This window comes from Billgrantia kenyensis (genome assembly GCF_013697085.1).
GTDB lineage: Bacteria > Pseudomonadota > Gammaproteobacteria > Pseudomonadales > Halomonadaceae > Halomonas > Halomonas kenyensis.
On the sequence record NZ_JACEFT010000001.1, the window covers coordinates 392,926 to 417,506 of the forward strand.

Genomic DNA, 24,581 nt, shown 5'->3' on the forward strand with positions numbered 1-24,581 from the left:
AACGCTTGCGTTATACGGAGAGGGCGGCCGACTGGCCGCCCTCTCGGGTTCTGACATGATGCGCTGAAGGCGCCAGCGTGGCTTAACCCTGGAGGTCACGCATCAGCAGCGCAAATTCGATCCGGTCCGGCGCGATGGCTTCACCGGGTACCGGAATGCGCACTACGTGGCCCGAACCCGGGGCCGCCTGCACCGATTCACCGCGCTTGTTCTCGATATGCTCGAGCGTGAAACGGCGGTTGCCGCCGGGTAGCAGCAGTTCCATACCGTCACCCACTTCGAAACGATTCTTGACCTCCACTTCCAGCACGCCGCGATCCGGGTCGTAGCCGATGATCTCGCCGACGAACTGCTGGTGGACGCCCACCGAGTTGCCGCGTTCGTAGTTCTGATACTCGTCGTGCACATGGCGCCGGTAGAAGCCTTCGGTGTAGCCACGGTTGGCGAGGTTGTCGAGTTCGTCCATCAGGCGCATGTCGAAGGGACGTCCGGCCACGGCGTCGTCGATGGCACGACGATAGACCTGAGCCGTGCGCGCCACGTAGTAGTGTGACTTGGTGCGCCCCTCGATCTTCAGCGAGGTGACGCCCATCTGGGCAAGCCTCGGTACGTGCTGCACGGCACGCAGATCCTTCGAGTTCATGATGTAGGTGCCATGCTCGTCCTCGAAGATCGGCATCAGCTCACCCGGCCGGGTGGCATCCTCGATCAGCGCCGAGAGTTCGTCCTGGCCCTCGATGCCCCCTGCCGTCGCCGTACTGTGAGTGGTACTGCCGCCGCCGGAAGCGATCAGCCCGGCGCCCTGCTCCGGACTCCAGATGCCGCTGCCCGCGTGGGCCGCAGCGGAGTTGGCTGGTACCAGGTCACCGGTCTCGTCGTGGGCCGCGGCCACGGTGTTGTACTGCCAGCGGCAGGCGTTGGTGCAGGTGCCCTGGTTGGGATCGCGGTGGTTGAAATAACCGGACAGCAGGCAACGTCCCGAATAGGCAATGCACAGCGCGCCATGGACGAAAGTCTCGATCTCGAGGTCGGGGCATTCGGCACGGATCTCGGCGATCTCCTCGAGGGAAAGCTCACGCGACAGGATAATGCGGCTGATACCCTGCTTCTGCCAGAACTTCGCTGCCGCCCAGTTGACCACGTTGGACTGGACCGAGAGATGGATCACCTGCTCCGGCCAGCGCTCACGGATCATCATGATCAGCCCGGGGTCCGACATGATCAGCGCATCCGGTCCGGCCTCGATCACCGGCTCCATATCGCGCAGGTAGGTCTTGAGCTTGCTGTTGTGTGGCGCGATGTTGGAAGCCACGTAGAACTGCTTGCCCCGCTCGTGGGCATAGGCAATGCCTCGATGCAGGTTGTCGATCTTGAAGTCGTTGTTGCGCACGCGCAGCGAGTAGCGCGGCTGGCCGGCATAGACGGCATCGGCGCCATAGGCGAACGCGTAGCGCATGTTCTTGAACGTCCCCGCCGGGGAGAGCAGTTCGGGAGCTTTCATTGGAGTCACCGTTTTCAGGACGATGGCGAGTCACTGCCTGAAAACTGGCTGCGCTCGGCCATACGGCGTTAAAAATCGACTCAAGGTACTCATTTACGTTCCGTAAACTCCGTCCTTTCGTCGATGTTTGCCTTGTCTGACCTTCGCTCGCCGACTTTTCAGACAGCGCCTGGGCGCTGATATGGGGCCGCATTATAACAGCCGGGCACCACGCCAGCACCACCAAGCCACGTGCACTTGTTTTTCCGGTCAAGTAGAATAACGCGCGCCGGACCGGATCCCGGCGCCTCGTCGACAGGCGAGGAGCGATAAATTCTCCGACAACGAGCCACACCATGACCCAAGCCAATTCCCGAGCCACCGTCGTGATCTATTCCGGCGGCATGGACTCCTTCACCGTGCTCCACCGTGCCCTGCGTGAGGAGCTCGAGGTTACCGCCCTCTCCTTCGACTACGGCCAGCGCCACTCCCGTGAACTGGATGTCGCCGCCAGGGTCTGCCGCGAACTCGGCGTACCGCATCAAGTGGTCGATATTCGTGCCATCCATGGCCTGATCGACAACTCGGCGCTGACCGACGCCAGCCGCGAGATGCCCGAGGGCGACTACGGCGAGGAAAACCTGACCGCCACGGTGGTACCCAATCGCAACATGATCCTGCTCTCCCTGGCCATCGCCAAGGCGGTCAATATCGGTGCCACACGCGTCGACTACGGCGCCCACGGCGGCGACCATGTACTCTACCCCGACTGTCGCCCCGAGTTCGTCGAGGCGATGAACGGCGTGGCCGGCATCGCCAACTTCGCGCCCATCGAGGTCCATGCCCCCTACCTTCGCGCCAGCAAGACGGAGATCCTTGCCGACGGCCTGGCCATGGGACTCGACTATCGCGACACCTGGACCTGCTACCGGGGCGAAGCGCTTGCCTGCGGAAGCTGCGGCAGCTGCCGCGAGCGCCTCGCCGCCTTTGCGGCAAACGGCATCGTCGACCCCCTCGAGTATGTTCAGCGCCCTGAGCCAAGCCACGGGGGCGGGTGATGTATCAGGTCAAGGAGGCTTTCTATACGCTACAGGGTGAAGGCGCGCAAACCGGCCGCGCCAGCGTCTTCTGCCGTTTCGCCGGCTGCAACCTCTGGTCCGGCCGTGAGCAGGACCGCGCAAGTGCCGCCTGCACTTTCTGCGATACCGACTTCGTCGGCACCCAAGGCCAGAACGGCGGCCGTTTCACCACCGCCGCGGCCCTGGCCAAGCACCTCGCGGCGCAGTGGCCCGAGGCCTCGGGGGGCACTCCCTATGTGGTATTCACCGGCGGCGAGCCACTGCTGCAGCTCGACGAGGCGCTGATCGAGGCCATGCACGAGCGCGGCTTCGAGGTCGCAGTGGAAACCAACGGCACCCTGCCCGCCCCGGAGGGCATCGACTGGCTCTGCGTCAGCCCCAAGGGCGCCAGCGCTCTGGCGCTGACCGCAGGTGACGAGCTGAAGCTGGTCTACCCCCAGCCCGAAGCGCCGCCGGAACGCTTCACCCAGCTTGCCTTCAGACATTTCTTCCTGCAGCCGATGGGCACCGAGGCGCTGGGAAGCGGCAGCGATCACCTGGGAGCAACCCTGGATTACTGCCTGACCCATCCCCGCTGGCGGCTATCGCTACAGACACACAAGATTACGGGAATCGACTGATGACACTCTTTGTCAATCGGCTGACTCAGCTCGATGTTTCCTTATGGTGCCCGCGACGGGGCCTGATTGGCGCAAGCTGGTTCGTCGATAGCGAACTCGATGGCGAGCTTGGCGAAGACGGCATGCTGTTCGACTTCGGCGAGGTCAAGCCGTGGATCAAGTCGCGCCTCGATGCTGGCGCCGACCACACCCTGCTGGTGCCGACCCGGGCTCCGGGAATCACCACCGCCGAGTGCAGCGAGGGGCTCTGCGTGCGTACCACGATGCCCTACAGCATGGAGATACGCGCGCCGCGCCAGGCCTTCACCCTGTTCCCCTGGGCCGAGGTCAGCAGCGAGCGACTCGCCCTGCACCTGTCCCGGGAGCTGATGAAGCGCCCCCCACCCCGGGTCAGTGACATTCGCCTGCGCCTGCGCGAGGAAGTCATCGATGGCGCTTCCTATACCTACAGTCATGGCCTCAAACAGCATGCCGGCAACTGCCAGCGTATTGCCCATGGCCACCGCTCGCGACTGCACATCTGGCAGCGGGGCGAGCGTTGCCCTGAACTGGAAGCGCATTGGGCGGCTTACCTGAACGATCGCTATCTGGTCGACCAGGCAGACATCAGCAGGCACAGCGAACCCGAGCTCAACCCCAGCCTGATCAGCCGCTATCGCGCCGGCCAGGGACGCTTCCATATACGGCTGCCACTGGAACGCTGCATCGTCATGGACGTGCCCAGTACCGTCGAGCACATTGCAGCATGGCTGGCAGAACGGATTGCCGACGAGACGGGGAGATCCACACGGGTGCAGGCATTCGAGGGCATCGACAAGGGCGCGATAGCCGAGGCCAGGGCATGAGCCGCCAAACGGCACGGCCAAGCGAAATCGGGAGTGAACAACCGGGGTGCCGTCCCGGCTGCGGCGCCTGCTGCATCGCTCCTTCGATCAGCTCGCCGATTCCCGGCATGCCTCAAGGCAAGCCGGCGGGCGTGCGTTGCGTGCAGCTGGATGACGACAACCTGTGCCTGCTCTTCGGCAGTGCCCTGCGTCCGACAGTGTGCGAGCGTTTCGCCTTCGACAGCGCCCTTTGCGGCTCCGATCGCATGCAGGCGCTACAGCGCATTACCCTGCTCGAGGGTGGCACTCACCCTGCCGTCTAATCGTTACCGACAACCTCGCGCTTGTTGGCACTGTTCGAAGGCAGCAACTGGCGATCCAGCAGGGTGCGCCAACGGATGAGCACCGGCGCATCGCTGTGGCTCACGGAATCCAGCAAGCTGCGGAACTGCTCGCGCACTGCCTCGTCATGAAGGTCGATCAGGGTCAACCACGCCTCCAGTGCGCAGAGCTCCTGATGCCGGTTCTCATGCAGGCGTGAGCACTCGAGCGCCTGCTCGACCAACAGCCTGATCTCTTCCTTGGGGCGGCCGAGCCGGTCACGCACACGGGCCAACTGCACTGCCAGCTCGGGCATGAACAGCGTGTTGCGTTCTCGAGCAATCATCAGGCACTGATCCAGGTAATCTTCCGCCCGGTCGAGTTCATCGAGCCCGAGACAGGCATCGCTGTACCACAGGGCCGGCCGGTGGTAGCGGTCGCGGCCGGTGATCTCACCGAGCTCCTCCTGGGCCAGCTCGATCATCGTCAGGCCGTCGCGATCTCCCGATAGCGCCCGGCGCCAGCCGAGGATACCTTGGGCCGATACCTGCCACAGGTGCAGATCGGGCATCTCGGTCATGGCGACCGCCTGCTCGGCCCGGCGTGCCGCCAGGTGGACGTGCCCCAACTGCCGGTAGAGAGCTGCCGCAAACAGCAGCGCCATGGCCAGCGACCCCGGATGGCCGATCTGTTCGGCCAGGCGTATGGCCGACTCGACCTGCTGCTCGGCACGACGATAATCGCCACGCAGGCAGATCGCCCAGCCCTGGAAGCAGGCGGCCGCCACCTGGGGGTGCTCGGAGAACGGCAGCCACTCGATCATCATCGGCTGCTCCAGCGGGGCAATCTCGTCGAGATGCTCATGGGCCTGCCTGATGCGGCCGGCCCAATACTCGCAGTTGGCGCGGGCATAATCGGCCAGGCGCTGGTAGCGCGGATCCTCGAGGCGGCCGGCGATGGTGGCCAGGCTGGCCGCCAGCGAGAAGGCGTCGGCGTGGGCATGGCGCTGGCTGCAGCCGACCCACAGGCCCCACTTGACCAGGAAAGCCTGCTCCAGATCCTCCGCATCCTCTGCGTGGCAGCCCTCATGCTGGACCAACAGCTCACGGGCCCGCACGAAACTCTCGTGCGCGGTTGGCGAGCCGTGTCCCTCGAGGGCGAAGGCGGCCTGGCCGCGCACGGTCAACAGGCTTATCTCGCGCTCGACCTGATCTTCCACATGACGCAGGCTGGCCAGGCCGAAATCTGCCATCTTCATGGCCGTACGGTTGGCGCTGACCTTGAGCGCCTCCCGTGCGGCCAGCTCGAAGTAGCGTGCCCCGCGCGCATAGTGGCCGCTGCGCCGCAGGTGCGTGGCGAAATCCCCGGGGTGACGGCCGATCCACATCGGAAAGCGCTCCTCGATGAGGCTCACCACCTGCCGATGGATCCTCACCCTGACGTCCCGCGGGCAAGAGAGATAGGCTGCCTCCTGAAGCAGCTGATGGCTGAACTGAAACTCGCGACGGCCCCCCTCTCCGCCTGCGGGCTCGATGATCTCGAGCCGTCGCATCTGTTCAAGAGCGCGATTGAGCTGAGCCATGTCCCAACCGCTGCACTCGGCCAGGAAGTCCAGCCGGAAGCGTCGCCCAAGCACCGCGGCAATATGGGCCACCTCGCGGTCGCCGTCGAGCTGATCGATACGGCCGGCAAGCAGCCCAAGCAGCCCACGTGGCAATTCATCCAGGTGCACGCTGCGCCCTTCGCGGCGATCCATCTCCAGGCGGCGGCAGATTTCCTGCATGTATAGCGGCACGCCATCGCAGCGCTCGATGATCTGGCCGCGCAGGCGCGGGCTGAGGTGCAGCCGATAGCGACGGGCCAGCTGGGATAGCAGGCGTGACGACTGCATGGCATCAAGATGGCCGAGGGTGACCTGCTGGTCCCAATGCAACCGGGTGGGCAGCGCCTCACGGCCATGGTGGCTGGCCACCAGCATGAAGGCGCAGTTGATCGGCAGACGTGCCTGGAGCCCGGACAGCACCCGGAACGAAGGCTCATCGAGCCACTGCAGATCGTCGATCATCAACACCTGGGTGCGCTCGATCGCCTGCCGCTCGATGACCCGGCACAAGAGCGCCACGACGAGATCGGCTGCTTCACCGCTCTTGGCCAGTTGCGCGACTTCCGATGACTCTCTGACGCCCAGGGCCTCTTCGAGAAGCGCCTGCTGCTCCGGCGTCAGCACCAGATCGACATCGCTCACGAGCTGCTCGAGGCTGTACTCGTCGAGCTTGCCGTCGAGGTGCCAGCGCAGCAGGGCACGGGCGACCCCATAGGGTTCAAGCACGGAAAGGCGCGTGGTGGGTTGCCAGCAGATCGCAGCGTCGCGACTCAGCTCGAGTTGGCGAAAGCCGACCATCAGGGCCGACTTGCCCATGCCCGAGGCGCCGCGCACCAGTACGCTCTGGCGCAGGCCGATGCCTGCCCGGGCCAGTGCATCGCGCAATACACGCAGGGAGGATTCGCGGCCCACCAGGCTGGGCGGCATCGCCTCGCGGCCCCCTTCATTGTGACCCAGCACCAGGGCGCGCAAGCGCACGCGACCATCGCTCGCCACCAGCCGTGAAGAGAGACGCGGCTGCAGGTCCAGCGCCGGCGGCATGTGCTGGCTGGCCTCCTGCGAGATCACCAGCTCGCTGCCCTCGGCTGCACTCATCAGCTCGAGCGCCCCCTGGGTCACCTGTCCCAGGGGGTCGACGAGCTGACGCTCGGGGAGGTAGACGACACGGCCACTGTTGAGACCGGCCGCCAGCTCGATTCGGGGAGGCTCGCCTTCCCCATTCCAGTGGCGCGTCACTTCCTCGGGCAGCACCCGTCGACAGTGTTCGTAGAGCGCGACCAGCTCGGCGAGCTGATGAGCCGGGCCATGGGTGCCGAAACAGGCCAATCCCAGCCCGCCAGTGGCACCGGGCAGCCAGAAACCGCCCAAGTGGTGACACTGCTGCTCGAGCCAGCGCATCAGCTCGATCTGCAGCACCAGGCAGGCGCGGGTTTCGTCACGGGCCGAGAAATCACCCTTCACCCGCAGCCGAATCGCCATCACCGACAGCTGGCGCTGCTCGATCTCGTCTTCACGCAGCGGAGAGCTTCCCGGCGCCAGGGTTCGAGAGAAGGCGCCTTGGGGGGACAGGCTCTGCAGATCGGGGGAGCCATCCGACCAGAAGCGCGCCAATTGAAGAAAATTTGGCTCTGGCTGCTGGCCGGAAAGCGCCAGCAGCTGCAGGTAAGCGTTGTACTGCTCGTGCGCAGCGGCCAGTTGGCCCTGCTCGGCGAGCTGGCGAACCAGCCGCTCGTGAAACGGCCCGTAGCCGGAGAAGCGGCTGACCAGCGTCTGCAGCAGCGCGTCGGGTACTTCCTCGTTACGCTCGAGAACGCCTTCGGCAAAGCGAATCACGCGTTGACGCCATTCATTGCGCAACTGCACCAGCCAGCGCTGGAATTCGGTGCAAGCAGGGAGCTGGAGCTCTTCGACCAGATCACCCCGGTAGTGCGACAGCAGCTGTTCCAGCGTCGCCACGTCAAGTGATCCCTCGAGCAGTTGCTGAAGCTCGTGCAAGTCGAAGCGCCAGCTGTCAGGGCGACTGAAAGCAATCGTCTGCCGGGTCACGACCAGCACCCGGTCCGCCTCCTCGCCCAGCGACTGGCGAAGGCAATGCAGCGCGTGACGAAGATTGGTACGTCCTGAGGAAAGGCCCTGATCAGGCCACAGCAGTTCGGCGAGGCTGGCCCGGTTGACAGGCTGCCGGTGTAGCAACAAGTAGACCAGTAGCCCCTTGACCTTGTCGTAGCTGAACTGGGTCAGCACGTCATCACCCAGGGACAGTGAGAATTGGCCGAACAGTGCTAGGTGGTCAGACTCACTGTGGTGCGCGATTACTGAAGCGTCCTGCATGACGGAACCCTGCATGGCAAAGTGGCGGAATCAGGCCGGCACGCCACTATGGAAACGAAACGCCGTGTCCGGCGTGACTATTAGTTGTGCTTCGCATTCGGCAAAGAAATCCACCCTCTTGTCAATGGGGGCCGGCGAAAGATGCTGAGCCAGCATCAGGTAATCTTCGTAATGCCGGCCCTCCGACTTGACCAGAGAGCGATAGAACCTTGCCAGCTCGGGATCGAGATGCGGTATCAGCCGGGCAAAGCGCTCGCAGCTTCTCGCCTCGATAAACGCCCCTATGATGAGAATATCGACAAGTCGCTCCGGTTCTTGAGGGCGAACGTGTCGGCGCAGCCCCTCGGCGTAGCGCGAAGCGCTCAGGTGGCGGTAGGCGATCCCCCTCGCTTCCATCAGCTTGACGACCTGCTCGAAATGCAGCAGCTCCTCGCGTGCAAGCTGGGACATCTTGGTCATCAGCAATGGCTGGTCGACATAGCGATAAAGGAGGCTCATGGCGGTCGAGGCCGCCTTCTTCTCGCATTGCGCGTGGTCGATCAACAGCAGCTCGGGGTTTTCGAGAGCCCATTGCAGCCAGGTATCGGGCGTGGGGCAGCGGAGGAAATCGAGCAGGCCAGACGGCAGCTCGACATCGCTGGGGGTCGCTTCAAGAGTGTCGGACATAATACAGGCTCATAGTCATGATCGAGAGCAGCCGGAGGAGGACAAGTCGCGATGGAGGTTGCATCGTCGTGCGCTGGCTTCTTCGAGCAGCTGCTCGCTCATCCGTGCGTGCAGCTCGGCAGCACTGTACCCGGCGGCGCCTGCCGCAGGTTCCAGGCCGTAGTGGCCGATCTCGCGAATGCGGTCGCGGCCGACACGCAGCAGCTCTACGGCCCGGGACAAGGCCGGCTGGTCCGCCCGGTAACGAATCCGGTGGCGGCGCATCTGCTCCTCGAGTCGAGCCTCGTCGACGACACGCAGGAAGCGACCGGCGACTCGCACACGCAGGCTGTCCAGCTCTGCCATACGATTTTCGCGCTGGCGGACGCTCAGCCCCGGCCACGCCGTGATCTCCTCATCCGTGCGCTGGCATCCCCGGCATACCGGATCGCCCAACGTCGTCGAACACAGACCTACGCAAGGCGACGCGATACGCGAACACATCCCACACTCCTTATTACTCATCCGTTCAATCTTACCGCGCTGCGCCCCTGGTAGCACGCTGTAGTTCAGCCGACATTGCGACGACCAAAGTCTAGGCTCCTGAAAGATGGGGTAACTTAACATTGTCGACAGTTTCCCGTAGAATCTCGCCACCCAGTGACCACGGTTGTTACACCCGCCAAGGCGGCAGTTTCGACGATCTTCGTCGTGTATCGCCCCGCCTTGGGCAACACACCAGATGAGGGCCCGAACGTGCTTGAAGCCTATCGCCAACATGTCGAAGAACGCGCCGCCGAGGGCGTCCCGCCGAAGCCCCTGACTGCCGAGCAGGTCGCCGCACTGGTCGAACTGCTCAAGAACCCGCCGGCCGGTGAAGAGGAGTTCATCCTCGACCTGATTACCAACCGCGTTCCGCCGGGTGTTGACGAGGCCGCCTACGTGAAAGCCGGTTTCCTTACCGCCATCACCAAGGGCGAGGCCGAGTCCCCGCTGATCGACAAGATCCACGCGGTCAAGCTGTTGGGCACCATGCAGGGCGGCTACAACATCGCCACTCTGGTGGAGCTGCTGGACGACGCCGATCTCGCCAAGGAAGTGGGCGAGCAGCTCAAGCACACCCTGCTGATGTTCGACGCCTTCCACGACGTGGAAGAGCGCGCCAAGGCGGGCAATGCCGTGGCCAAGGATGTTCTGCAGTCCTGGGCCGACGCCGAGTGGTTCCTGTCCAAGCCGGCCCTGGCCGACAAGATCACCCTCACCGTCTTCAAGGTGCCGGGTGAAACCAACACCGACGACCTCTCCCCCGCTCCGGATGCCTGGTCACGCCCCGACATCCCGCTGCATGCCAACGCCATGCTCAAGAACGAGCGCGAAGGTATCAACCCCGAAGTGCCCGGCACCACCGGCCCGCTCAAGCAGATCGAGGAAGTGAAGGCCAAGGGCTTCCCGGTCGCCTACGTCGGCGACGTGGTCGGCACCGGCTCCTCACGCAAGTCCGCCACCAACTCCGTGCTGTGGTTCTTCGGTGACGACATCCCGAACGTGCCCAACAAGCGCGCCGGCGGCTTCTGCTTCGGCGGCAAGATCGCCCCGATCTTCTTCAACACCATGGAAGATGCCGGCGCCCTGCCCGTCGAGATGGACGTCTCCAAGCTCGAGATGGGCGACGTCATCGACGTCTATCCCTACGAGGGCAAGGTGTGCAAGCACGGCACCGATGAGGTCGTCAGCACCTTCGAGCTGAAGACCCAGGTGATCCTGGATGAGGTGCGCGCCGGCGGTCGTATCCCGCTGATCATCGGCCGCGGCCTGACGACCAAGGCGCGTGAGTCCCTGGGCCTGCCCGCTTCCGATGTCTTCCGCCTGCCCGAGCAGCCCAAGGACACCGGCAAGGGCTTCACCCTGGCCCAGAAGATGGTCGGCAAGGCCTGCGGCATGGAAGGCGTTCGCCCGGGCATGTACTGCGAGCCGAAGATGACCACCGTGGGCTCCCAGGACACCACCGGCCCGATGACCCGCGACGAGCTCAAGGACCTCGCCTGCCTCGGCTTCCAGGCCGATCTGGTGATGCAGTCCTTCTGTCACACCGCCGCCTACCCCAAGCCGGTCGACGTGGACACTCACCACACCCTGCCCGACTTCATCATGAACCGCGGCGGCGTTTCCCTGCGTCCGGGCGACGGTATCATCCACAGCTGGCTCAACCGCATGCTGCTGCCCGACACCGTGGGCACCGGCGGCGACTCCCACACCCGCTTCCCGCTGGGCATCTCGTTCCCGGCCGGCTCCGGCCTGGTGGCCTTCGCCGCCGCCACTGGCGTGATGCCGCTGGACATGCCGGAGTCCGTGCTGGTGCGCTTCAAGGGCAAGCGTCAGCCCGGCGTCACCCTGCGTGACCTGGTCCACGCCATCCCCTACTACGCCATCAAGCAAGGCCTGCTGACCGTCGAGAAGTCCGGCAAGAAGAACGCCTTCTCCGGTCGCGTGCTGGAGATCGAGGGCCTCGAGGACCTCACCGTCGAGCAGGCCTTCGAGCTCTCCGACGCCTCCGCCGAGCGCTCCGCCGCGGGTTGTACCATCACCCTGTCCGAGGACAGCGTGACCGAGTACCTGAAGTCCAACATCACCCTGCTCAAGTGGATGATCGCCAATGGCTACGGTGACGAGCGCACCATCAGCCGTCGCATCCTGGCCATGGAAGAGTGGCTGGCCAACCCGAGCCTGATGCGCGCCGACAAGGACGCCGAGTACGCCGAGGTCATCGAGATCGACCTCGACGCGCTCAAGGAGCCCGTGCTGTGCGCGCCGAACGACCCGGACGACGCTCGCCTGCTCTCCGAGGTGGCCGGCGAGAAGATCGACGAGGTCTTCATCGGCTCGTGCATGACCAACATCGGCCACTTCCGCGCCGCGGGCAAGCTGCTCGAGAAGCAGCCGGCCGGTAGCCTGAAGACCCGCCTGTGGCTGGCGCCGCCCACCAAGATGGACCAGCACCAGCTGACCGAGGAGGGCTACTACGGCATCTACGGACGCGCCGGGGCGCGCATGGAAATGCCGGGCTGCTCGCTGTGCATGGGCAACCAGGCCCGCGTTGCCGCCAAGAGCACCGTGGTCTCCACCTCCACCCGCAACTTCCCGAACCGCCTGGGCGACGGCGCCAACGTCTACCTTGCTTCGGCTGAGCTGGCGGCAGTTGCCGCCGTGGAAGGGCGCCTGCCGACCGTCGATGAGTACCAGCGTTACATGGGCGAATTCGACGCCATGGCCGGCGAGATCTATCGTTACATGAACTTCCATGAAATCGAGGAGTATCAGAACGCCGCATCCAACGTGATTCCGGTCGCTCAGGAAGCCTGATCCCCCGAGTTCTGATAGAATCAATTTCGACTCCGATGCTCGCAACATCGATGGCGGCTGGGGACAGACGCCGGAGCCGATGAACGAAACGCCCTCGCAAGAGGGCGTTTTTTTTCGCCAAGACAGTGGATTATGTCGGCAAAAAACGACGCCTCGCTACGTTTTTTTACCCGCTTCGTCTTGTTGGGCACTCCTTGCGAGTCTAAGTTTAAGAAGTCTTTGTGTGCGACCGGACGGGACACCGAGCGCCCACGAATTGAACTAGGGACATATGGGACATTCAAGGAGTCAGAACATGTCGAACAGAACGCTCCTCTGCGTATCACTGTCCGCTGCATCGCTGCTGATCGCCAGCGGCGCTCAGGCGCAAACCCACTACGAACCACATGAGCGCTATGCCTATCTGGGACTGGGCACCGGTTTCAGCTCACTGGAAAACGATCGCGATGAAGTCGACAACTTCATCGAAAGCGGGGGCCGCAACTTCAGCATCGACGACGACGGCAATGTCTGGAAAGGCTTTGCCGGCTATCAGTTCAATCGCTACCTGGCGGTGGAAGCCTTCTATGCTGACCTTGGCCGGGTTCGTCTGCGTGGAACCGATGGGGCCAGCGCCGATCTGGAGTCGACCGCCTACGGCGCCAGTGTGGTTGGCCAGCTGCCCGTGACCGACTGGTTCACTCCCTTCGCCAAGATCGGTGCCGCCAGCTGGGAAACCGAGGTGCGGGGCAACCTGGGTGATACCGATTTAACTCTGCAGGACAACGACGGCTTCGATCCGGTCTATGGCCTGGGAGCCCAGTTCAACATCAACCCGATCCTGATCCGCGCCGAGTACGAGCGCTACGATTTCGATAGCGACTACACCATCGATACCTTTACCGCCTCGGTGGGACTGCGCTTCTAGCCTGCAGATCCACGTGCGGCGCCACCAAACCGACGCCGGGGACTCCCGGCGTCGGTCATCTTGCGACGAATCGATGAAGACCGGACGACGGGCGTTATGGCATCATCCTGTCACTCACTATCCAGGCAAGGAGCCTACGATGAGCTCGATCATCACGCCCGACATCTGCGACGCCCATCCGGACGTGCAGGTTCTCGACCCCATCTTCGTCAGCTTCGGCGGCCGCGAGGCGTTCTGCGGGCCGATTCGCACGGTCAAGTGCTTCGAAGACAACTCGCTGGTGAAGCAGGCAGTGGGCGAGCCCGGAGAAGGCGCCGTACTGGTCGTGGATGCCGGTGGCTCGCACCGCTGCGCCATGCTCGGCGACATGCTGGCAGAGCAGGCAGTGGACAATGGCTGGGCAGGTGTCGTGATGTATGGCTGCGTGCGCGACGTCGATGTGCTGGCCGAGACGGACCTTGGCGTACATGCCCTGGGCGCCCATCCTCGCAAGAGCGAGAAGCGCGGCGAGGGACTGCGCGACATACCCGTCACCTTCGCCGGGGTGACAGTCGAACCAGGCCAATGGCTGTATGCCGACAACAACGGCATAGTGGTGGCAAAGGAGCGCCTGCCGCTGGACACATGAGCCCGCGCTCATCGCGGCAGCACTTGTGCATGGTGTGGTCGCGATGCCACCCTAGGGGCATGGACCCGTGTCGTGAGCCCGACATAACATGAAGTCACTCGGCGTCGATGTGCTGCGCAGCCTGCGAGAGCACCTGCGCCCTTTGGTGGCGTTTCATCTCTTCTTCACCGTGCTCGCCTCGAGCCTGCTGCTTCCGGCCGTCGCATGGACCCTGACCAGCCTGCTGCGCCGCTTCGATCGCCCGGTCATCACCAACGCCGGCCTGCTCGACCTGCTGCTCAGCCCAGCCGGAATCCTGTGGTTGCTGGCTGCCATCGCCCTCACCTTCCTGGTGCTCTACCTGCAGCAGGCCGGCATGATCCTGGTGGCGGTGAAGCGCCGCGACAATCATTTTCGTCTGGCCTTCATTGCGCTGTGGCAGTCCCTGCACCGGCTCCCCTCGTTGGCCGGCCTGGTCGTGCTGCAGGTAGGGGCGCATCTACTGCTCCTGCTGCCTGCGGCCATCCTTCTGGGCTGGCTCTACGACCTGATCATCGGAGGGCTGGACCCCTACTACGTACTGCGCATGCGTCCACCGGAGTATTGGACCTACCTGGCTGTCGCGATACCGCTAGGCCTCGGCTGGGCGCTGGTTGCCGCATCGCTCTACGTGCGCTGGATACTGGCGTTGCCGGTCGCCACACTGGAGGGTCTCTCCCCCCTGCCGGCCCTCAGGCGCAGCCGGGACCTGACGCGCGGCCACCGCGCTGAAGTGGCGCTGGTCGTGCTTTCCGTGCTTCTGGTCATCGTCGCGCTGCCCCTGATTGCCACTGCGCTCTTCGACCGGATCTTCACTCCGATGCTGTGGTGGCTGCCCGAGCGCAATGCCGTGCTGATACCTGCCATGCTGGGCTATGTCACCGGCTATATGCTGGTCACGCTTGCCATCACCTTCATTGGTATCGCAGCGAATGCACTGCTTTCGGCCTGTCTTTACCTGCGGCTGGCTCACCGCGAGCCTCGCCCCGCCCCGCCGCCGCCCGATGCACACCCCGGGCGACTCGCCTGGGGTGTCGAGCTGGCCGTGGTGCTGTTTGCGCTGGGTCAGGCCTGGTGGATCGTCAACAGCTTCGAACTGCAGGACGACGTGGCGATCATCGCCCACCGCGGCAGCTCCATGGCCGCTCCGGAGAACACACTTGCCGCCATCGAGCAGGCGATCGATGACAGGTCGCATTATGTGGAAATCGATGTACGGCTGACGGCTGACGGTGAGGTGGTGGTCTTCCACGACCGCAGCATGCGGCGCCTGACCGGCGATCCGCGCAACGTCCGAGATCTCAGCCTCGACGAGCTCAGGGAGTTCGATGTCGGCAGCTGGTTCGGTGACGCCTTCGTCGGGGAACGCATTCCCACCCTGGACGAGGCGTTCGCTGCGGTCCGTGGCAGAAGCGCACTGATGATCGACATGAAGCCTGATCCAGGCGCAGAAGAGGCATTGGTAGAAGCGGTGCTCGATGCCCTGGCGCGCGAGCAGGAGGTGCGCCGTCACTGCCTGGCCACCAGCGGCTCGAACCAGGCAGCTCAGTGCGGTAATCCGGAAGTCGCCAGTGAAACACGCCTCGCCGTGATGTCGAGCAACGTGCTGGAAATGGTCAAGGCGAGGGAACCGGAGCTGCGCGTGACACTGCTGGCCCAGCTGGTCATGCCGGGGACGCTCGACCGGCGCAGCTTCGATGCCCTTGGCCTGCGTCACAACCGAGTGACGCCCAACGAGATACGCCTGGCACGAGAGCTCGGCTATGAAGTGCACGCCTGGACGGTCAACGACCGGGCACGCATGTCACAACTGATCGACCTGGGTGTGGACGCCATCATCACCGACTATCCTGACCGGCTGGCGGAGCTAATCGACGATCGTCGCGAGCTCGGTGACGGGGCAATCCTGCTGGTGAAATTGCGCAACTGGCTGCGGCGATGAATAAAGGCGCCCGGTGGGCGCCTTCGGCTCGCCTGGCAGCGAATCACTCACCCATGACCACACCCTCACGGCGCGGGTCGGCGCCACCGAACAAGCCCTCATCGGTGCGCTGGATCGCCTGCAGGCCGCTGACCAGCTCGCGCTCGCTTACCTCATGGCCAAGCTCATTCAAGGCGTCGAGCACTTCTTCGGGGAAGCGCCCCTCCTCAAGGAAGGCCGGCCCGCCCAGGGTGATCGCATGGGGCAGGTTCAGCGCTTCCTGGGCATCGAGCCCCCAATCGAACATCGCCACCAGTGCCTTGGCGGTATAGTGAATGATGGCGGCTCCGCCGGGGGAGCCGAGGCTGGCAATGAGCTCGTCGCTCTCGCGATCGAAGACCAGCGTCGGACTCATGCTGGAGCGCGGTCGCTTTCCGGGCTCGACTCGGTTGGCGATCGGCGAGCCATCGGTGTCCAGGGGGCGAAACGAAAAGTCGGTAAGCTCGTTGTTGAGCAGGTATCCGCCAGCCAGTCCGGTACCGCCATCCGCCAGGATGCGGGAACCGAAGGCGGCCTCGATGGTAGTGGTCATCGCCACGGCGTTGCCTTCCTCATCGATGATACTGATGTGGCTGGTGCCGTACTCCGGCTGCATCGGCTGTATCGCCCAGGCCGTTTCGACTTCGCCTGGCACACCCGCCTCAGCGCCATCCGGCCCCATGCTGTGCTCACCGATGAGCTCGGCTCGCTCGGCCAGGTACTCTTCGTCGAGCATGCTGCTCCACTCGCCGCCGGGCGCATTGACGAAATCCGGGTCAGCGATGTATTTGCCACGATCGGCAAAGGCCAGCCGCGAGGCCTCGAGGAAGCGGTGCAGCCACTCGATGCCGAGACGGTCCTCATCGAGCGGCTCATCGAGGGCCGGGAGGTGTTCCAGCAACCCAAGGATCTGCATGATGGTCAGGTGACCAGAAGAGGGAGGCGGAAAGCCGCAGACACGATAGGCCTGCCAGTCGGTGCACAGTGGATCGCGCTCCTTGGCCACGTAGGTCGCCATATCCTCCAGGCTGATCGCGCCGGGCCGCCCGGGATGATTCTGCACACGATGCACCAGGTCCTCGGCAATCTGGCCGGTATGGAGCGCCTTGCTACCGTGCTCGGCAATCTCTTTCAGGATGGCGGCCAATGCGGGGTTCTTGAGCCGATGCCCGGCAGGCAATGGTTCGCCATCTTCCGTGTAATAGAAGGAGCTACCCAGCGGGTCATCACGCAGCCGCTCTTCGCCGGCAAGGCTGGTGTGCAGGCGCGGGCTGACCTCGAAGCCCTCTTCCGCCAGGGAGATGGCCGGTGCCAACAGCTCTGCCCAGGACAGCTTGCCATGCTTCTCATGGACCATTTCCAGCATGCGAACGGTGCCCGGCACACCCACCGAAAGGCCGCTTGCCGCCGCCTCCATGAATTCGAGAGGATCTCCTTCGCCGTTGAGGAACAACGATTCGCTGGCTGCTCGGGGCGCCGTCTCGCGACCGTCGTATGCCGTCACATCACTGCCGTCGTAGTGCATGAGGAAGGCGCCGCCACCGATACCGCTCGACTGGGGCTCCACCAGGGTCAGCACCATTTGTACGGCGATGGCGGCATCCACAGCCGAGCCCCCCGCCTTGAGCACCTGATAACCGGCATCCGTGGCCAACGGATTGGCGGCGGCGACGGCGAAGCGTTCGGACGCCCAACCTGGCTTCTCGGTATAACCGGATGCCGATTCCGGTGCGATAGCGGGGGTCTCATACTGAAAGGACGTCTCGGCGGATGCCAGCAGCGGCAGGCCCAACACATACGATGAAAAGACGCAGGCCAGCCAGCGTCGGGGAAAAATGACAGAGCGCATGTCCATGAAAAAAGCCCCTCGGTAACTCCATGTAAGAGGTGTAAGCATAGGCGAAAAAAGACCCGATTGAGAGCTCTCAATCGGGTCAGTTTGTAACCTAAGTACGCTTTATTTATGCCAGCGTCTCCCCCGCCAGCATGAACCAGGTTTCGAGCACCGCATCGGGGTTGAGCGATACCGAGTCGATGCCCTGCTCCATCAGCCATTTTGCCAGGTCGGGATGATCGGACGGCCCCTGGCCACAGATACCGATGTACTTGCCCTTGGCCCGGCAGGCCTGAATGGCCATGGCGAGCAATTTCTTGACCGCAGGATTACGCTCATCGAACAGATGCGCCACGATGCCGGAGTCGCGATCCAGGCCCAGGGTGAGCTGGGTCAGGTCATTGGAGCCGATAGAGAAGCCGTCGAAGTGCTCGAGGAACTCATCGGCGAGCAGTGCATTAGCCGGCAATTCGCACATCATGATCACCTTGAGGCCGTTCTCGCCGCGCTTGAGGCCATTGGCTGCCATCAGCTCGACCACTTCACGAGCTTCTTCGGTGGTGCGTACGAAGGGGACCATGATCTCGACGTTTTCGAGCCCCATCTCGTCTCGCACGCGCTTGAGCGCACGACACTCGAGCTCGAAGCAGGGCCGGAAGGCATCGGAAACATAGCGCGAGGCGCCACGGAATCCGAGCATGGGGTTCTCTTCCCCTGGCTCGTAGAGCTTGCCACCGATCAGGTTCTCGTACTCGTTCGACTTGAAATCGGAGAGTCGCACGATCACGCGCTGGGGATGGAACGCCGCGGCCAGGGTGGAGATACCCTCGACCAGCTTGTCGACGTAGAAATCCACCGGGCTGGCATAACCGGCGGTGCGCAGATTGATGGTCTGCTGCAGGTCCAGCGGCAGGGTGTCGTACTCCAGCAACGCCTTGGGGTGCACGCCGATCATGCGGTTGATGATGAACTCCAGGCGCGCCAGGCCGACGCCCGCATGGGGCAGGCCGGCAAAGCTGAAGGCGCGATCCGGGTTGCCCACGTTCATCATGATCTTGAACGGAATCTCGGGCATGGAGTCGACCGAGGTGACGCGACGGTCGAAGTCCAGCAGGCCCTCGTAGACGTGGCCGGTATCACCCTCGGCACAGGAGACGGTGACGTCGCGGCCATCTTCGAGCACCTCGGTGGCATCACCACAGCCCACCACCGCGGGAATGCCCAGCTCACGGGCGATGATCGCCGCGTGGCAGGTACGACCGCCACGGTTGGTCACTATCGCCGAGGCCCGCTTCATGATCGGCTCCCAGTCGGGGTCGGTCATGTCGGTGACCAGCACGTCGCCGGCATTGACCTTGTCCATCTCCTCGGGGGTGAAGACGATCTTCACCGCGCCGCGGCCGATGCGCTGGCCGATGGCGCGCCCGGTGACCAGGGTGCGCCCCTTTTCCTTGAGGTGGAAGCGCTCGAGCTTGCCGCCCTCCTGCTGCGACACCACCGTTTCCGGTCGTGCCTGAACGATATAAAGCTCGCCGTCGTCCCCGTCCAGCGCCCACTCGATGTCCATCGGACGCTTGTAGTGCTCCTCGATGGTGACCGCCTGGCGTGCCAGCGCCATCACCTGTTCGTCGTTGATGCAGAAACAGGCGCGATCCTTGAGCGGTACGTCAATGGTGGAAACCGACTTGCCGGCGCTGGCATCCTCGCCGTATACCATCTTGATCAGCTTGGAGCCGAGGTTGCGACGCAGCACCGCCGGGCGACCTGCCGCGAGAGTCGGCTTGTGCACATAGAACTCATCAGGGTTGACCGAGCCCTGCACCACGGTCTCGCCCAGCCCCCAGGAGGCGGTGACGAACACCGCATCGCGATAGCCCGATTCGGTATCCAGGGTGAACATGACGCCGGAGGCGCCGGTCTCGGAGCGCACCATCTTCTGCACGCCGGCCGACAGCGCTACGTTCTCGTGGGCGTAGCCGCGGTGCACGCGATAGGAGATCGCACGGTCATTGAACAGCGAGGCGAACACCTCATGCACGGCGCGCTTGATGTTGTCGAAGCCTTCGATGTTGAGGAAGGTTTCCTGCTGGCCGGCAAAAGAGGCGTCGGGCAGATCCTCGGCGGTGGCCGAGCTGCGTACCGCCACCTTGAGGTTCGGGTGCTGGCTGGCCAGCTTGTCATAGGCCGTACGCAGGTGCGCTTCGAAAGTAGGCGGCAGCGGGGTGTCGATCACCCATTGGCGAATCTCGGCGCCGACCCGAGCCAGCTCGTTGACGTCATCGACGTCGAGCCGGGCCAGGGCCTGATTGATACGTTCGTTGAGTCCCTCGTGGGCCAGGAACTCACGGTAGGCATGGGCGGTGGTGGCAAAGCCGCCGGGCACGGTGACACCGGCTCCCGAAAGGTTGGAGATCATCTCGCCAAGCGAGGCGTTCTTGCCGCCTACGCGCTCGACATCGTCCATGCCGAGTTGATCGAACCACAGGATGTAGTCTTCCACATAACCCCCTTGAATCTTCGTTGCCCAGATGTGGCCGCACCGGCCTGGCGAGATTCGGTGCCAAACCGCTTGCCAGCATCTGGTTTCAGGCAAAAAGCGCAATGGTGCTCACCTTAAACGCAAGCGGCCATATACGCCATTGGTCTAACATCGAAGTCAGTGGAGGTTTTTTACAACAATCGTCCGATTTGGGCGATTCCTGTAGTCGAACAGCCGACACCGGAAGAGCAAAGCGCCTTGCCGCCAGCACACCGAGCCCCGACAATGAGGCAGGACAATTCACCGAGGGACTCGCCAAGCCATGCCCCGCACAGCCTTTTTCATCTCCGACGGTACCGGCATCACCGCCGAGAGCCTTGGCCGCAGCCTTCTGGCCCAGTTCGAGAATGTCGACCTGAAGATGTCGACCAAGCCCTATATCGACACCATCGACAAGGCCCGTAACCTCGTCGACATCATCGAATCCACCGCCGTACGCGACGGCGAGCAGCCGATCATCATCGACACCATCGTCGACGAGTCGATTCGAGAAGTGATTCGTAGCGCGCCAGGCTTCAAGATCGACATCTTCTCGACCTTCCTCAAGCCGCTGGAGAAGGAGCTAGGCACGCACTCCAGCTACACCGTGGGGCGCACTCACTCCATCGGCAAGGACGAAGTCTACATGGACCGCATCCACTCGGTGCACTTCGCCCTGGACAACGACGACGGCGCCCGTACCCACCAGTACGACCAGGCCGACGTGATCCTGATCGGCGTCTCGCGCTGCGGCAAGACGCCGACGTCGCTCTACCTGGCGCTGCAGTTCGGCATCCGTGCCGCCAACTACCCACTGACCGAAGACGACCAGGACGAGAACGGCACGCTCAAGCTGCCTCCGGCGCTGGCCAAGCACCGCCACAAGCTGTTCGGGCTGACCATCGATCCGCGTAGATTGACGGCGATCCGTCACGAGCGCCGGCCCAACAGTCGTTACAGTTCACTGGACCAGTGCACGCAAGAGGTGGAACAGGCGGAAGGGCTCTACCGACAGATGCACATTCCCTACATCGACACCACGCGTTTCTCGGTGGAGGAGATATCCACCCGCATGATCGCCGAGACGGGGCTCACGCGGCGGTTCACGCCGCGCTGAGGCCGATGCACCATGCGCAAGCTGTCCCTGGGGCTCCTGATATTGCTGCTGACCGGCGGCCCACTCTACATGTGGCAGTTCGGCAATATCGACACCCGTGGCGATTGGCGCAGTGCCGATCGCACGCCTGCTGGCCTGGCCCCGGCGCCCAGCGAATTCGGTGAAGCCGTGGTTCAGGTGTACTCGGCCCGAGCCTTCAACTGGCGCGGGATCTTCGCCGTTCACGCCTGGGTGGCCACCAAGCCGGCGAATGCCGACAGCTATACCCTGCATCAGGTGACCGGCTGGGGCCGCCCCAGCCTCTCCTCGCGCGCCGGCACACCCGACCGCGCCTGGTTCGGCAGTGCTCCGACGCTGCACGCCTCCCTGTGCGGCAGGGAAGCCGAAAGCGCCATCGAACGGATCGAGGCACTGCTGCCCGACTACCCCTATCGCGATCACTATCGCGCCTGGCCGGGCCCCAACAGCAACACCTTCGTGGCCTGGCTGATCCGTGAAGTCCCGGAGCTGGACGTGGCCTTGCCCTCCAGCGCCATCGGCAAGGACTATCTGGGCGGGAACGTACTGGCCCCGACCCCTAGCGGCACGGGGATTCAGCTATCGCTGGCCGGCATACTCGGCGCCTCGGCCGCACTGAGAGAGGGGCTGGAGCTCAATATCGGCGGGCTCATAATCGGCATCGACCCGGCAGCGCTAGGGGTCAAGTTGCCCGCTATCGGCACCCTGGGATTGCGAGATGGCAGCCGGTCGCGGGGAGAGTGTTTCCCCATGCCGGCCGCAGATAGCTGAGACGACAGATCAGCGCACGATGCCCTCTCGGCGCAGCCGCTCGATCTCCTCGCCGCTGAGCCCCATCTCCGCGAGAATCGCGTCGCTGTCCTGACCCAGGCGTGGTGGCGCCAAGTCGCTGAGTGCCGTTTCGCCGTCGAAGCGTAGCGGAGACGACACCTGGGGTACCTCGAGGCCGTCGCGCTTCAAGGTGCACTGCATGCCGCGGTGCTTGACCTGGGGATCGTCAAACACTTCGGCCACGGTATTGATCGGGCCGGCGGGGATGCCGCGAGCCTCGAGATCGGCAAGCCACTGGTCGCGGCCACGGGTGCGGAAGATCGCCTGGATCAATGGCACCAACACGTCACGGTTGCCTACCCGCGCCGCATTGGTGGCGTAATCCGGGTCCCTGGCCCACTCGGGATGGCCCATCAGTTCGGCCAGTCGTGCAAACTGACTGTCGTTGCCCACGGTCAGCACCAAGTGTCCATCGGAACAGGCGAAGGCCTGGTAGGGCACGATGTTGGGGTGGGCATTGCCATGGCGCTCCGGGGAGTTGCCGCTGACCAGGGCATTGAGCGCCTGGTTGGCCAGCGCCGCCACCTGCACGTCGAGCAGCGCCACGTCAACGTAGCGCCCTTGTCCGGTGCGACTGCGCTCGTGCAGCGCCGCGAGCACACCGATGGTAGCGTAGAGCCCGGTCATCACGTCGGTGATGGCCACGCCGGTCTTCATCGGCATGCCGTCCGGCTCGCCGCCGATACTCATCAGCCCGCCCATGGCCTGGATCATGAAGTCGTAGCCGGCACGGTGCGCATAGGGCCCATCCTGACCGAAACCGGTGATGGAACAGCCGATCAGGCCGGGGTTTTCCACCTTCAGGCTGGCGTAGTCGAGCCGGTACTTGGCCAGCCCGCCCACCTTGAAGTTCTCCAGCACGATATCGGCACCCTTGGCGAGCCGGCGGATCATCGCCTGGCCGCCCTCGCTGGCGATATCGATCGCCAGCGACTGCTTGCCGCGATTGGCGCAGAGGTAGTAGGCCGCCACCCGCTCGACCTCATCGTCCTCGGCGAGCCACGGCGGCCCCCAGCCGCGGGTGTCGTCACCCCGCTCGGGGTGCTCGATCTTGATCACACGCGCTCCGAGGTCGGCCAGTAGCTGACCGGCCCAGGGGCCGGCCAGCACTCGCGACATGTCGAGCACCGTGATGCCTTCCAGCGGTCGGCTCATCTTGATTCCTTCCACACTCATCGCAGCGGCGGACAGGCCTGCCCTTCTTTCGGCCTGCCCCGTCGCCCGCGTTAGAGGTAGCGTTTGGATCTCGGTGTATCAGTTGGCGAATGCCTGGAGCCCGGTCTGCGCACGGCCGAGAATCAGCGCGTGGACATCATGGGTGCCCTCGTAGGTGTTCACCGCCTCGAGGTTCATCGCGTGGCGAATCACATGGTATTCGTCGGCGATGCCGTTGCCACCGTGCATGTCACGCGCCACCCGGGCGATATCGAGCGCCTTGCCGCAGTTGTTGCGCTTGATCAGCGAGATGGCTTCAGGCACCAGCTGGCCGGCATCGATCATGCGACCCACGCGCAGGGCGGCCTGCAAGCCCAGGGCGATTTCGGTCTGCATGTCGGCCAGCTTTTTCTGGATCAACTGGTTGGCGGCCAGCGGACGGCCGAACTGCTTGCGGTCCAGGGTGTACTGCCGGCCGGCGTGCCAGCACGCCTCGGCGGCGCCCATGCTGCCCCAGGCGATACCGTAGCGGGCACGGTTGAGGCACGAAAACGGCCCCTTGAGACCGGTCACGCCGGGCAGGCGCTGCGCGTCGGAGACCTCGACGTCCTGCATGGATATCTGGCCGGTGATGGAGGCACGCAGGCTGAACTTGCCGTCGATCTTGGGGGCGGTCAGTCCCTTCATGCCCTTCTCGAGGATGAAGCCATTGATCACGCCCTCGTCATCCTTGGCCCAGACCACGAAGACGTCGGCAATCGGCGAGTTGGTGATCCAGGTCTTGGCGCCGTTGATGCGCCAGCCGTTGTCGGTGCGCGTGGCGCGGGTGGACATGCCGCCCGGATCGGAGCCGTGGTCCGGCTCGGTGAGGCCGAAGCAGCCGACCCATTCGCCGGTCGCCAGCTTGGGCAGGTACTTCTCGCGCTGAGCTTCGCTGCCGAAGGCATGGATCGGATACATGACCAGGCTCGACTGCACGCTCATGGCGCTGCGATAACCGGAGTCTACGCGCTCCACCTCGCGAGCTATCAGGCCATAACTGACATAGTTCATTCCCGCGCAGCCGTAGCCGTCGATGGTAGCGCCCAGCAGGCCCAGCTCACCCATCTCGTTCATGATCTCGCGATCGAAGACCTCGTGGCGGTTGGCCTCGAGGACGCGCGGCATCAGCTTGTCCTGGCAGTAGTCGTGTGCTGTCTGCAGGACCATGCGCTCGTCTTCGTCGAGCTGATCGATCAGGCGGAACGGGTCTTCCCAAGTGACGGGGGTGATCTGGCTCATGGCGGGCTCTCCTGTTGGAATTTCTACATTTCCAACGAATGTAGAGCAAAG

The 24,581-nt window shown here is 64.0% G+C and carries 18 protein-coding genes; 10 read left to right on the forward strand and 8 right to left on the reverse strand.

The window, feature by feature from the left end:
• Positions 1–82: 82 nt before the first annotated feature.
• Positions 83–1,501, reverse strand: coding sequence for a prephenate-dependent tRNA uridine(34) hydroxylase TrhP (gene trhP, locus H1D44_RS01710; RefSeq protein ID WP_181513108.1), 1,419 nt, complete (start codon positions 1,499–1,501; stop codon positions 83–85).
• 335 nt (positions 1,502–1,836) lie between these two features.
• Between trhP and queC the strand changes: the two genes are divergently transcribed.
• Genes queC through H1D44_RS01730 form a run of 4 tightly spaced genes read left to right on the forward strand, consistent with a single transcriptional unit; the run spans position 1,837 to position 4,326 of the window.
• The gene (queC, locus tag H1D44_RS01715; protein WP_181513109.1) at positions 1,837–2,538 is read left to right on the forward strand and encodes a 7-cyano-7-deazaguanine synthase QueC; all 702 of its coding nucleotides are present in this window, start codon (positions 1,837–1,839) and stop codon (positions 2,536–2,538) included.
• The gene (gene queE / locus H1D44_RS01720; protein ID WP_181513110.1) at positions 2,538–3,179 is read left to right on the forward strand and encodes a 7-carboxy-7-deazaguanine synthase; all 642 of its coding nucleotides are present in this window, start codon (positions 2,538–2,540) and stop codon (positions 3,177–3,179) included. The genes queC and queE overlap by 1 nt, the downstream gene beginning before the upstream one ends.
• Entirely contained in the window at positions 3,179–4,024 is an 846-nt protein-coding gene (locus H1D44_RS01725) for a 6-carboxytetrahydropterin synthase (RefSeq protein ID WP_181513111.1), read from the forward strand. The genes queE and H1D44_RS01725 overlap by 1 nt, the downstream gene beginning before the upstream one ends.
• Positions 4,021–4,326: a YkgJ family cysteine cluster protein gene (locus H1D44_RS01730; protein WP_181513112.1), complete on the forward strand. Its 306-nt coding sequence runs from the start codon at positions 4,021–4,023 to the stop codon at positions 4,324–4,326. The genes H1D44_RS01725 and H1D44_RS01730 overlap by 4 nt, the downstream gene beginning before the upstream one ends.
• Here H1D44_RS01730 and H1D44_RS01735 read toward each other — a convergent pair.
• From H1D44_RS01735 to H1D44_RS21230, 3 genes are read right to left on the reverse strand one after another with little or no spacing between them, the layout of a single operon-like run.
• Positions 4,323–8,258 carry an ATP-binding protein gene (locus tag H1D44_RS01735; protein WP_181513113.1) on the reverse strand — a complete coding sequence of 1,312 codons (3,936 nt, stop codon included), beginning with the start codon at positions 8,256–8,258 and terminating at the stop codon, positions 4,323–4,325. The two genes, H1D44_RS01730 and H1D44_RS01735, sit on opposite strands and share 4 nt — an antisense overlap.
• A 30-nt stretch (positions 8,259–8,288) precedes the next feature.
• Positions 8,289–8,924, reverse strand: coding sequence for a MiaE family protein (locus H1D44_RS01740; RefSeq protein WP_181513114.1), 636 nt, complete (start codon positions 8,922–8,924; stop codon positions 8,289–8,291).
• A 15-nt stretch (positions 8,925–8,939) separates the two neighbouring features.
• On the reverse strand, positions 8,940–9,683 hold the full coding sequence (locus tag H1D44_RS21230; protein WP_338073451.1) for a DUF1289 domain-containing protein: 744 nt from the start codon (positions 9,681–9,683) through the stop codon (positions 8,940–8,942).
• Here H1D44_RS21230 and acnB point away from each other — a divergent pair.
• The 4 genes from acnB to H1D44_RS01765 all read left to right on the forward strand — a co-directional run bounded on the left by acnB (position 9,660) and on the right by H1D44_RS01765 (position 15,758).
• Positions 9,660–12,263 (forward strand): bifunctional aconitate hydratase 2/2-methylisocitrate dehydratase, encoded by a 2,604-nt coding sequence (acnB, locus tag H1D44_RS01750; RefSeq protein ID WP_181513116.1) that lies wholly within the window; start codon positions 9,660–9,662, stop codon positions 12,261–12,263. The two genes, H1D44_RS21230 and acnB, sit on opposite strands and share 24 nt — an antisense overlap.
• 295 nt (positions 12,264–12,558) lie before the next feature.
• Positions 12,559–13,170, forward strand: a complete 612-nt coding sequence (locus H1D44_RS01755) for a porin family protein (RefSeq protein ID WP_181513117.1) — start codon at positions 12,559–12,561, stop codon at positions 13,168–13,170.
• Positions 13,171–13,309: 139 nt separating this feature from the next.
• Positions 13,310–13,798, forward strand: a complete 489-nt coding sequence (rraA, locus tag H1D44_RS01760; protein ID WP_181513118.1) for a ribonuclease E activity regulator RraA — start codon at positions 13,310–13,312, stop codon at positions 13,796–13,798.
• 88 nt (positions 13,799–13,886) lie between these two features.
• Complete coding sequence (locus H1D44_RS01765; protein ID WP_181513119.1) at positions 13,887–15,758, forward strand: glycerophosphodiester phosphodiesterase family protein; 1,872 nt, start codon at positions 13,887–13,889, stop codon at positions 15,756–15,758.
• Between the two features lie 43 nt (positions 15,759–15,801).
• On the opposite strand, the gene ggt is transcribed toward H1D44_RS01765, so the two are convergent.
• Together ggt and ppsA are read right to left on the reverse strand one after the other, a co-directional pair.
• Positions 15,802–17,625, reverse strand: a complete 1,824-nt coding sequence (gene ggt, locus H1D44_RS01770; RefSeq protein ID WP_422671646.1) for a gamma-glutamyltransferase — start codon at positions 17,623–17,625, stop codon at positions 15,802–15,804.
• 112 nt (positions 17,626–17,737) lie between these two features.
• Complete coding sequence (gene ppsA, locus H1D44_RS01775) at positions 17,738–20,110, reverse strand: phosphoenolpyruvate synthase (RefSeq protein ID WP_181513121.1); 2,373 nt, start codon at positions 20,108–20,110, stop codon at positions 17,738–17,740.
• Positions 20,111–20,411: 301 nt separating this feature from the next.
• On the opposite strand from ppsA, the gene ppsR reads away from it, so the two are divergent.
• Positions 20,412–21,245 (forward strand): posphoenolpyruvate synthetase regulatory kinase/phosphorylase PpsR, encoded by an 834-nt coding sequence (ppsR, locus tag H1D44_RS01780; protein ID WP_181513122.1) that lies wholly within the window; start codon positions 20,412–20,414, stop codon positions 21,243–21,245.
• A gap of 12 nt (positions 21,246–21,257) precedes the next feature.
• Positions 21,258–22,034, forward strand: a complete 777-nt coding sequence (locus tag H1D44_RS01785) for a DUF3750 domain-containing protein (protein ID WP_181513123.1) — start codon at positions 21,258–21,260, stop codon at positions 22,032–22,034.
• 9 nt (positions 22,035–22,043) lie between these two features.
• Here H1D44_RS01785 and H1D44_RS01790 read toward each other — a convergent pair whose 3' ends face one another.
• Both H1D44_RS01790 and H1D44_RS01795 read right to left on the reverse strand, forming a co-directional pair.
• Positions 22,044–23,249: a CaiB/BaiF CoA transferase family protein gene (locus tag H1D44_RS01790; RefSeq protein ID WP_181513124.1), complete on the reverse strand. Its 1,206-nt coding sequence runs from the start codon at positions 23,247–23,249 to the stop codon at positions 22,044–22,046.
• A 99-nt stretch (positions 23,250–23,348) separates the two neighbouring features.
• Positions 23,349–24,530 carry an acyl-CoA dehydrogenase gene (locus tag H1D44_RS01795; protein ID WP_181513125.1) on the reverse strand — a complete coding sequence of 394 codons (1,182 nt, stop codon included), beginning with the start codon at positions 24,528–24,530 and terminating at the stop codon, positions 23,349–23,351.
• Positions 24,531–24,581: the final 51 nt, after the last annotated feature.

Coding starts and splice junctions, on each gene's coding strand:
- rraA (WP_181513118.1), top strand. CDS start 13,310: ATGAGCTCGATCATCACGCCCGACATCTGCGACGCCCATCCGGACGTG.
- H1D44_RS01790 (WP_181513124.1), bottom strand. CDS start 23,249: ATGAGCCGACCGCTGGAAGGCATCACGGTGCTCGACATGTCGCGAGTG.
- ppsR (WP_181513122.1), top strand. CDS start 20,412: ATGCCCCGCACAGCCTTTTTCATCTCCGACGGTACCGGCATCACCGCC.
- H1D44_RS01735 (WP_181513113.1), bottom strand. CDS start 8,258: ATGCAGGACGCTTCAGTAATCGCGCACCACAGTGAGTCTGACCACCTA.
- H1D44_RS01740 (WP_181513114.1), bottom strand. CDS start 8,924: ATGTCCGACACTCTTGAAGCGACCCCCAGCGATGTCGAGCTGCCGTCT.
- H1D44_RS01730 (WP_181513112.1), top strand. CDS start 4,021: ATGAGCCGCCAAACGGCACGGCCAAGCGAAATCGGGAGTGAACAACCG.
- trhP (WP_181513108.1), bottom strand. CDS start 1,501: ATGAAAGCTCCCGAACTGCTCTCCCCGGCGGGGACGTTCAAGAACATG.
- H1D44_RS01755 (WP_181513117.1), top strand. CDS start 12,559: ATGTCGAACAGAACGCTCCTCTGCGTATCACTGTCCGCTGCATCGCTG.
- H1D44_RS01765 (WP_181513119.1), top strand. CDS start 13,887: ATGAAGTCACTCGGCGTCGATGTGCTGCGCAGCCTGCGAGAGCACCTG.
- queE (WP_181513110.1), top strand. CDS start 2,538: ATGTATCAGGTCAAGGAGGCTTTCTATACGCTACAGGGTGAAGGCGCG.
- H1D44_RS01795 (WP_181513125.1), bottom strand. CDS start 24,530: ATGAGCCAGATCACCCCCGTCACTTGGGAAGACCCGTTCCGCCTGATC.
- queC (WP_181513109.1), top strand. CDS start 1,837: ATGACCCAAGCCAATTCCCGAGCCACCGTCGTGATCTATTCCGGCGGC.
- H1D44_RS01725 (WP_181513111.1), top strand. CDS start 3,179: ATGACACTCTTTGTCAATCGGCTGACTCAGCTCGATGTTTCCTTATGG.
- H1D44_RS21230 (WP_338073451.1), bottom strand. CDS start 9,683: ATGTTGGCGATAGGCTTCAAGCACGTTCGGGCCCTCATCTGGTGTGTT.
- H1D44_RS01785 (WP_181513123.1), top strand. CDS start 21,258: ATGCGCAAGCTGTCCCTGGGGCTCCTGATATTGCTGCTGACCGGCGGC.
- ggt (WP_422671646.1), bottom strand. CDS start 17,625: ATGCGCTCTGTCATTTTTCCCCGACGCTGGCTGGCCTGCGTCTTTTCA.